9 protein-coding genes and 1 tRNA gene are annotated in these 7290 nt (G+C 63.1%); 6 read left to right on the forward strand and 4 right to left on the reverse strand.

Going from position 1 to position 7290, the window contains the following annotated elements:
- Positions 1-127: 127 nt before the first annotated feature.
- Positions 128-213, forward strand: a tRNA-Leu gene (locus EOD07_RS15965).
- Positions 214-305: 92 nt separating this feature from the next.
- On the opposite strand, the gene EOD07_RS15970 is transcribed toward EOD07_RS15965, so the two are convergent.
- Together EOD07_RS15970 and EOD07_RS15975 are read right to left on the reverse strand one after the other, a co-directional pair.
- The gene (locus tag EOD07_RS15970; protein ID WP_245470168.1) at positions 306-1184 is read right to left on the reverse strand and encodes an ATP-grasp fold amidoligase family protein; all 879 of its coding nucleotides are present in this window, start codon (positions 1182-1184) and stop codon (positions 306-308) included.
- 168 nt (positions 1185-1352) lie between these two features.
- Positions 1353-1931 carry an NUDIX domain-containing protein gene (locus EOD07_RS15975; RefSeq protein WP_127236158.1) on the reverse strand — a complete coding sequence of 193 codons (579 nt, stop codon included), beginning with the start codon at positions 1929-1931 and terminating at the stop codon, positions 1353-1355.
- Positions 1932-2184: 253 nt separating this feature from the next.
- Between EOD07_RS15975 and EOD07_RS15980 the strand changes: the two genes are divergently transcribed.
- From EOD07_RS15980 to EOD07_RS15990, 3 genes are all read left to right on the forward strand, one after another.
- Positions 2185-3288: an NADH:flavin oxidoreductase/NADH oxidase gene (locus EOD07_RS15980; protein WP_127236159.1), complete on the forward strand. Its 1104-nt coding sequence runs from the start codon at positions 2185-2187 to the stop codon at positions 3286-3288.
- A 141-nt stretch (positions 3289-3429) separates the two neighbouring features.
- Complete coding sequence (locus EOD07_RS15985) at positions 3430-3708, forward strand: DUF982 domain-containing protein (RefSeq protein ID WP_127236160.1); 279 nt, start codon at positions 3430-3432, stop codon at positions 3706-3708.
- A gap of 123 nt (positions 3709-3831) precedes the next feature.
- The gene (locus EOD07_RS15990) at positions 3832-4071 is read left to right on the forward strand and encodes a DUF2188 domain-containing protein (protein WP_073988559.1); all 240 of its coding nucleotides are present in this window, start codon (positions 3832-3834) and stop codon (positions 4069-4071) included.
- Positions 4072-4269: 198 nt separating this feature from the next.
- Here EOD07_RS15990 and EOD07_RS15995 read toward each other — a convergent pair whose 3' ends face one another.
- Positions 4270-4545 carry a hypothetical protein gene (locus EOD07_RS15995; protein ID WP_127236161.1) on the reverse strand — a complete coding sequence of 92 codons (276 nt, stop codon included), beginning with the start codon at positions 4543-4545 and terminating at the stop codon, positions 4270-4272.
- A 178-nt stretch (positions 4546-4723) separates the two neighbouring features.
- Positions 4724-5698, reverse strand: a complete 975-nt coding sequence (locus EOD07_RS16000; protein WP_127236162.1) for an alpha/beta hydrolase — start codon at positions 5696-5698, stop codon at positions 4724-4726.
- A gap of 140 nt (positions 5699-5838) precedes the next feature.
- Between EOD07_RS16000 and EOD07_RS16005 the strand changes: the two genes are divergently transcribed.
- Positions 5839-6579 (forward strand): competence/damage-inducible protein A, encoded by a 741-nt coding sequence (locus tag EOD07_RS16005; RefSeq protein WP_040981417.1) that lies wholly within the window; start codon positions 5839-5841, stop codon positions 6577-6579.
- 84 nt (positions 6580-6663) lie between these two features.
- Positions 6664-7290: universal stress protein (locus EOD07_RS16010; RefSeq protein WP_164772278.1), on the forward strand; the 627-nt coding region annotated here is incomplete at its 3' end.

Genomic DNA, 7290 nt, shown 5'->3' on the forward strand with positions numbered 1-7290 from the left:
GCTTTGGAGAACTTGGCATTTTAAACATCACTAATATTAAATCTATGCGACAGCCGCCCGCGCAAACTGCGGACGGCCCGAAACATCGCTTGACGGCTCATATCAGGCATCTGAAAAGGGCACGCCTGCGGACGTGGCGGAATTGGTAGACGCAAGGGACTTAAAATCCCTCGATCTCTGATCGTACGGGTTCGATTCCCGTCGTCCGCACCACCCTTCGCTCTTCGAGCTTCGAAGGTCAGGCCAGACGCAGTGGCTCGCCGTTTCGGTGAATCGGTGAAACGTTTCGCATCCGCGCAATGCCGTCAGGGCTTGAAATAGCCCGCCGCTGTCAGCACCGCCTTGTAGCATCGGGCAAAACGGCTTGGCGGGTCGCGCATATAGGCCGATTGGGCAAGGTCCCATCTCTCGCTCACGGCGAGATCGAATGACGGTGGATCGAAGCGGAAAAGGCCGCTGCGCGGATAGACGGTGAATTCCCCGAAGACGGGCTCGCCCTTTTCTTCATAGAGATCGATGCGCAGCAGATCGAAATCGGCGCCCAGCGCCTCGACCGCTTCTACCATGCGCGAAAAGCTCGGTGGCCGGGGGATGTCCAGGCTGGTATCGTCCACGGACTCGGCGATTGCCAGGCGTTGCCAATCGCGATCGTAAAAGCCGCGCCGCAAGATCGTGGCGCGTCCCGTTATGGCCAGGACATAGACAACGCGTCCGCCTGCCACGCAGAACTTGTAGTCGGTCGGCATATAGCCTTCGTCGGCGCCGATCAGCGGCTCGACAAAGACCGTTGGCTCGATGTGCCAATACGATCTCTCGCCAAGGTTCCTTCCATGTCGCCTGTCGAGATGTTTCGACATCTGCGCCACCACGCCGGCCCGGTCCACGCGCTTCGGGTCGGCGACGATGGCGTTCATGCCGCTGCCGTGGTTGCACTTGACGATGTAAGGGGCACCGAGTTCATCGAACGGTATCCGGGCCGCGTCGGCACCCTGCCAGAGGACCGGCGGAAAGGTTAGCCATGGCACGCGCCCGGACACGAAGGCCTTCGATTTCAGCTTGTCGAGCAGAACGGCGAAACGCGGGTCGTCGTCGAAAATCTTTCGCCAGTGCACCTTCTCCGTATAGTAGACGGGAGCCGACAAATTCGGCAGGCGGCGGTGCAGCCGGTAGAAATACCGGGTCATGCGATTGTATCGGATAAGCAACCATAGGTTGAAAACGGCCAAAGCCGCCCTCGCCCCGTTGCCGGTCAGATTCTTAAGCCCCGCACCACCCATCGCCCAGCAATTGCACCAGACGCATGGGAAAAGGCAACGACTTTGTTGTCCGGGGGCAGCCACGCCCTCCTTGTCTCAAGCCGTGATCGGGTTGAGCTTCAGGTGCTGGATCAGGATGATGGTCTTGGCATCGACGATGCGGCCGTCGGCGATGCCGGCCAGCGCCTCGTCAAGCGGCATTTCCAGGACCTCGATGTCCTCGCCCTCTTCCGGCGCGCCGCCGCCGTCGGAAATGCGGTCGGCTGGCGAATAGCGCGCGGTGAAGAACCAGAGCCGCTCCGTTACGCTGCCCGGGCTCATGAACGGCGCGAACAGCCGCTCGACATCCTTCAGGCGGTAGCCCAGTTCCTCTTCCGCTTCCTTGCGGATGGCGGTTTCGGGCTCGTTCTCGTCGAGCAAGCCGGCGCAGGCCTCGATCAGCGGCTGGCGATGGCCCACGGCGTAAGCCGGGAAACGGAACTGCCGTACGAGCAGCACGGTCGAGCGCCGCGGATCGAAGGGCAGGATCACCGCGCCGTCGCCGCGATCGTAGGTCTGTCGGGTCTGTGTCTCCCATCGCCCGTCGCGGCGACGATAGTCGAGCACCGTCTTCTTCAGCACCGCCCAATCGTCCGAAAGGATCTCCTCCGAACGGATGCGAATGCGATCTTCCATGACGACCTCCGTATTGGCCGCAAAGGGATAGAGCAAATTCAGGAAAAGTGTGAAACGGTTTTCCGTCCGAAATTGCGTCTAACAAGAAGATAGAGCGGCTCCGCTTCCTTCGAAACGCGGAGCCGCTCTAGCGGCGAACGATAACCCGCGCAATCCTGGAAACCGACTGGTCCAGCGGCAGTTTCACCGGCTCGTGTCTGGCGCGACGCGCCGCGACTGCCTAGATAGCGGTATCTTCCCAGGAGCCCGCTTCATGACGTCATCGCTTTTCCAGCCGATCACCCTCGGCGACCTCACCTTCCCCAATCGCATCGCGGTCGCCCCCATGTGCCAGTATTCGGCCGAGGACGGCTCGGCCAGCGATTGGCATCTCCATCACTGGATGAACCTGGCAATGTCGGGCGCCGGCATGGTCACCGTCGAGATGACCGATGTCGAGCGGCGCGGGCGTATCTCGCATGGCTGCCTCGGTCTCTATTCGGACGACAACGAAGCGGCCGCCAAGCGCACGCTCGACGCCGCCAGGCGCGTCGCCGCGCCCGGCACTAAGTTCGGCGTCCAGCTTGCCCATGCCGGCCGCAAGGCCTCCAACCGCAGACCCTGGGAAGGCGGCGGTCCGCTGGAGCCCGGCGAAGATCCCTGGCAGACGGTTTCTGCCTCGGCCATCGCCTATGACACGGGCTGGAATGTGCCGCACGCGTTGGAGGATGAGGAGATTCTTGAGCTCATCGCGCGTTTTGCGCAGTCGGCAGTGCGCGCCGAACGCGCTGGCTTCGACTTTGCCGAACTGCACGCCGCGCATGGCTATCTGATCTTCCAGTTCCTCTCGCCGCTCTCCAACCAGCGGACCGACCGCTGGGGCGGGTCGCTGGAAAACCGCATGCGCTTCGCGGTCGAAATCGCCAGGGCGGTGAGGAAGGCCGCTCCATCCATGATGCTGGGCGCGCGCCTTTCGGTGAAGGAGTGGGTCGACGGCGGTTTCGACGTCGAGGACGCGATCGAGGTGGCCAAGGCGCTGAAGGCCGAGGGCGTCGCCTATATCTGCTGTTCGAGCGGCGGCAATTCGCCCCTGCAGCAGGTGCCGCCGGGCCCTGGCTACCAGGTGCATCTGGCGGAAGCCGTGCGCAAGGGCGCCGGCATTCCGACGCGCGCCGTGGGGCTGATCGACGATCCGAGCCAGGCCGAGGCGATCGTCGCCGACGGTCGTGCCGACATGGTGGCGCTGGCGCGCGCATTCCTTGCCGACCCGCGCTGGGGCTGGCGCGCGGCGGCTGCCTTCGGCGAGGAGATCCATCCGGCGCCCCAGTTGGCGCGTTCGGTGACGACGATGCGGCATTGGATGAAGGCCGCCGGTTAGAGCAATTCCAGGAAAAGTGTGACACGGTTTTCCGTCCGGAATTGCGTCAAAACAAAACCGGGTGAGCGAGGGGCCTGAGACGTTTGGGCGCAGGATCCTCGCCACAACTGCAACCAATTTGGCCGTTTTACGTTGGCGGCCATGATAGACAACAAGCCCTTTGAAAAGCCGGTGGTGGTCGAGCTCGGCCATGTCGGCAAATATCGCCAAATCCGGAGCACCCGCGAGGCAGCCGAGTGCCTGATGACCGTTTGGCCGCTCAATCGCGGCGAGCGCCATCGTGATGCTCTCGACACTTGCCTCAAAGCGCTGGAAGGTTATCGTTCTACCGCGGACGCGCGTCGCGCCCTCGTCGAGGCGGCCAGGGAATCGGAAGTGCTGGTTCCCGAAGACAGGCTACCTGACGCAAAGCTGCATTGAGCAATTCCAGGAAAAGTGTGAGCGGTTTTCCGTCCGGAATTGCGTATAACAAGGAGACGGGGCGTTTCACCGTTTCCATGAAACGGTGAAACGCACTAGCAGATTCCCTAACCGGAGGATTCCATGGCGAAGCTGACTTACAAGATCGTCGAGCATGATGGCGGCTGGGCCTACAAGGTCGGCTCGACATTCTCTGAAACTTTCCGCACGCACCAGGAAGCGCTGCGCGCCGCCGAAATCGCCTCGGCCGAGCAACAGGTCGCCGGCACCACGGACGGCATCCAGTATGAGGATGCCGAAGGAAAGTGGCACGACGAACTGGCCGACGGCCGCGATCGCCCGCAGACCGAAATATCCGACTAAGGCAATTCTAAAGCGCGTCGCGATCTTTCAGATTCGCTCCATGCGCCGCAGCCTTGCGTCCGAAATAGCGCAAAAACAAAGAGACAGGCGTTTCGCCGTTTCCTTAAAACAGTGAAACGCTCTGGACTATGAATTGGGGTTGCCTCCGCGACCGGCTAAGCCCAAGGCTTCATACCGGCCGCCGGCGACTATGCGACCCTATTTGCCGCAGTAATGGTCGTTGACGTTCTGCTGTGAGTTGGCATCCGGACCAGGCGTGGTGTCCGCGCACGGCCCGATAGCGCCGGTATTGCCGTAGGTGGTCAGCCCGGAGTCGCCATTGATGCTGCCGGTGGTATAGGGATCTACCTGCTGCTCGCTCGCCGCGGGACGATGGTCGCGGTGCCACCACCACCAGTCATCGGATGACTGCGCCATGGCCGCGCCACCCATGGCCAGCACCAGCGCCGAAGCTGCGATAAGTCTTGTAAGCATCGGATTTCTCCATTCTCTTGATCGCAAAATACATGGGGCCGAGGCCCCACAGCGATACGAACGAAACCCTGCGGCGGTTACTAAGGTTCCATCGGAAATTCCGGGTGGGACGGAATGTCCGACACTTTTATGTGACGCTTCGTGAACGGCCGTGGGCGGGGCGGGGCGCCGACCGAAATCAGTGCGCGACAGCGAAGGCGCGCATGGCGACACGTTGGATAAAGGCCACGACCCGTTCAGGTTCCACAAATTGCGGCATGTGGCCGAGACCTTCGACCCGTTCGAAGTCGAGGCCCGCGATCTTGTCCAGCATCGGTTCGCCATGAACGGCCTCGCCGATCACCTGATCGCTAGTGCCGAACAGGATGCCTGACGGCATCGCTATGTCGCGGTAACGCCGTTCGATTTCGCCAAGGTCCCGTTCCACGGCCACGACATCGGCGGATGTGGCGAAATAGTGGGACGGACGCAAGCCGAGCCATCCCCCGCCTGCGACCATGTAGTCCGCGGGAACCGCTTGCGGCGCGAAAATGAACCTCAGCGTCGGCCGCGCGTAGCGAAGGCTGAGCGGTATCGCCACCGTATAGGCCAGGACACGGCGCAGCAGCGGCGATGGAACATAGAGCAGGTCAAACCGCTGGCGTATCCTCGCTTCGAGATGCGTCAGCGGCGAGAGCAGCGCAATGCCGGAAATCGCTGTCGGGTGCCCGGTTGCCAGAGCAAGCGCGATGGCCCCGCCGAGCGAATGGCCGACGACGAGTGGCCGCTCCAGGCGCAATTCCTCGATGAAGCGCCGCACGATGTCGGCCTGTTCGGGCAATCGGCCGGTCGCGCCCCTTGCCCGAACCGAATAGCCGGAACCCGGCCGGTCGAGCGCGATCAGCCGGTAACCAGGACCGAAACGCCCGAACATCGTGTGGCGGAAATGGTGGAGCTGAGCGCCGAGCCCGTGCACGAAGACGATAGGTCTGCCTTCGCCCTCTTCCACATAGTGGATGCGGTTGCCGTCGATCTCGATGAATTTCCCGCAAGGCGGCACCAGTCCTTCGGCCTTTGCCGCGATCCGCCAGGTCGCAAGCATCAAGGCGAGCACGGCAAGGACGACGGCGGCAAGCAGGCCGGCAAGCAGCCACAGGACTATCGATATCGGCATGTTTTCACCCAGGCCCGACCGACCGCACCATATCCGCAACGGCCGCCGCCACAAGCGCGCATCCGACACATTCCCGGTTTCGATTGCGGCCGGCCGCCGGCCGCGTTATCTCAGGCGACCTTTTGCGCCGGACCCCCGCCATGCCTGAAATCGTCACCGCCGCCATGCTCGTCATCGGCGACGAGATCCTCTCCGGCCGCACCAAGGACAAGAATATCGGCCACCTCGCCGACATCATGACGGCGATCGGCATCGATCTGAAGGAAGTGCGCATCGTCCCCGACGAGGAGGACGAGATCGTTGCGGCGGTGAATGCCGTGCGCGCCCGTTATACCTACGTCTTCACCACCGGCGGCATCGGCCCCACGCATGACGACATCACCGCCGACTCGATCGCCAAGGCCTTCGGCGTGCCCTGCGAATACGACGCCAAGGCCTACGCGCTGCTCGAGGCAAGCTATGCCGGGCGCGGCATCGAATTCACCGAAGCGCGCAAGCGCATGGCGCGCATGCCGCGCGGCGCCGACCATATCGACAATCCCGTCTCCGTCGCGCCGGGCTTTCGCATCGGCAATGTCCATGTCATGGCCGGCGTGCCGTCGATCTTCCAGGCCATGCTCGACAATGTCGTGCCAACGCTCAAGGCCGGCACGAAGATGCTGTCGGCCACGGTGCATTGTCCCTTCGGCGAGGGCTTGATCGGCGGACCGCTGGCCGAGATCCAGAAGGCGCATCCCGACACGATCATCGGCTCCTACCCCAAATATGGCGACGGCAAGTTCTGGACCGAGCTCGTCGTCCGAGCCCGCAGCGAGGAAGCGCTCGAGGCCGCGCGCAAGGACGTCGAGGCGATGGTGGCGGGCTTCGTCAAGGCAGACTGACCGCCGTTCGGCTGGAACCAGTCAACGCGCTGAGGCGTTCCTTCGCTGCGCACGCGCGTAGCGCAAACAATTGAGGGACCGGTCATGCGCTTCAAGACAATCGTTGCCATTTTGCAGAACGAACAGGACGCCGAGCGCGTTCTCGATTGCGCCCTTCCGCTTGCCGAGAGGTTCGAGAGCCATCTCGTCGGCATCCATGCCGAGGCGCTTCCCGTGCCCTACACATCGGCCACGGGCTTCCCGGATACCGAATTCCTGCAGGTCTCGGCCGAGATGAACAAGGAACGCGCCGACAAGTTGCAGGCCTATTTCCTGAAGCGGATCGAGGAATCCGGCCTGTCCTTCGAGTGGCGGAGCCTGGAAAGCTTCTCGGGCGACAGCGCGCTGACCGGCATCTCGAGCGTGCGCGCCGCCGATCTGATCATCGCTGCGCAGCGCGACACCGGCGGCGACCCGAGCGCCGACGTCGACACGCTGGTCTACGATGCCGGCCGGCCGGTGCTGGTCGTGCCCCACGGCGGGCCGCTGGTCACCACCTTCCGGCGTGTGCTGCTTGCCTGGAACGGCAGCAAGGAAGCGGCTCGCGCGGCTTTCGATGCGCTGCCCTTCATCGCCGAGGCCGACAAGACCGACATTCTCGTCATCGACCCGCCGGAGACACTCGATGAATCTCCGGAAGCCGCCGGCGCCGAGATCGCAGCGGCGCTGTCG

This window comes from Mesorhizobium sp. M2C.T.Ca.TU.002.02.1.1 (genome assembly GCF_003997225.1).

Coding starts and splice junctions, on each gene's coding strand:
- EOD07_RS15970 (WP_245470168.1), bottom strand. CDS start 1,184: ATGACCCGGTATTTCTACCGGCTGCACCGCCGCCTGCCGAATTTGTCG.
- EOD07_RS15975 (WP_127236158.1), bottom strand. CDS start 1,931: ATGGAAGATCGCATTCGCATCCGTTCGGAGGAGATCCTTTCGGACGAT.
- EOD07_RS15980 (WP_127236159.1), top strand. CDS start 2,185: ATGACGTCATCGCTTTTCCAGCCGATCACCCTCGGCGACCTCACCTTC.
- EOD07_RS15985 (WP_127236160.1), top strand. CDS start 3,430: ATGATAGACAACAAGCCCTTTGAAAAGCCGGTGGTGGTCGAGCTCGGC.
- EOD07_RS15990 (WP_073988559.1), top strand. CDS start 3,832: ATGGCGAAGCTGACTTACAAGATCGTCGAGCATGATGGCGGCTGGGCC.
- EOD07_RS15995 (WP_127236161.1), bottom strand. CDS start 4,545: ATGCTTACAAGACTTATCGCAGCTTCGGCGCTGGTGCTGGCCATGGGT.
- EOD07_RS16000 (WP_127236162.1), bottom strand. CDS start 5,698: ATGCCGATATCGATAGTCCTGTGGCTGCTTGCCGGCCTGCTTGCCGCC.
- EOD07_RS16005 (WP_040981417.1), top strand. CDS start 5,839: ATGCCTGAAATCGTCACCGCCGCCATGCTCGTCATCGGCGACGAGATC.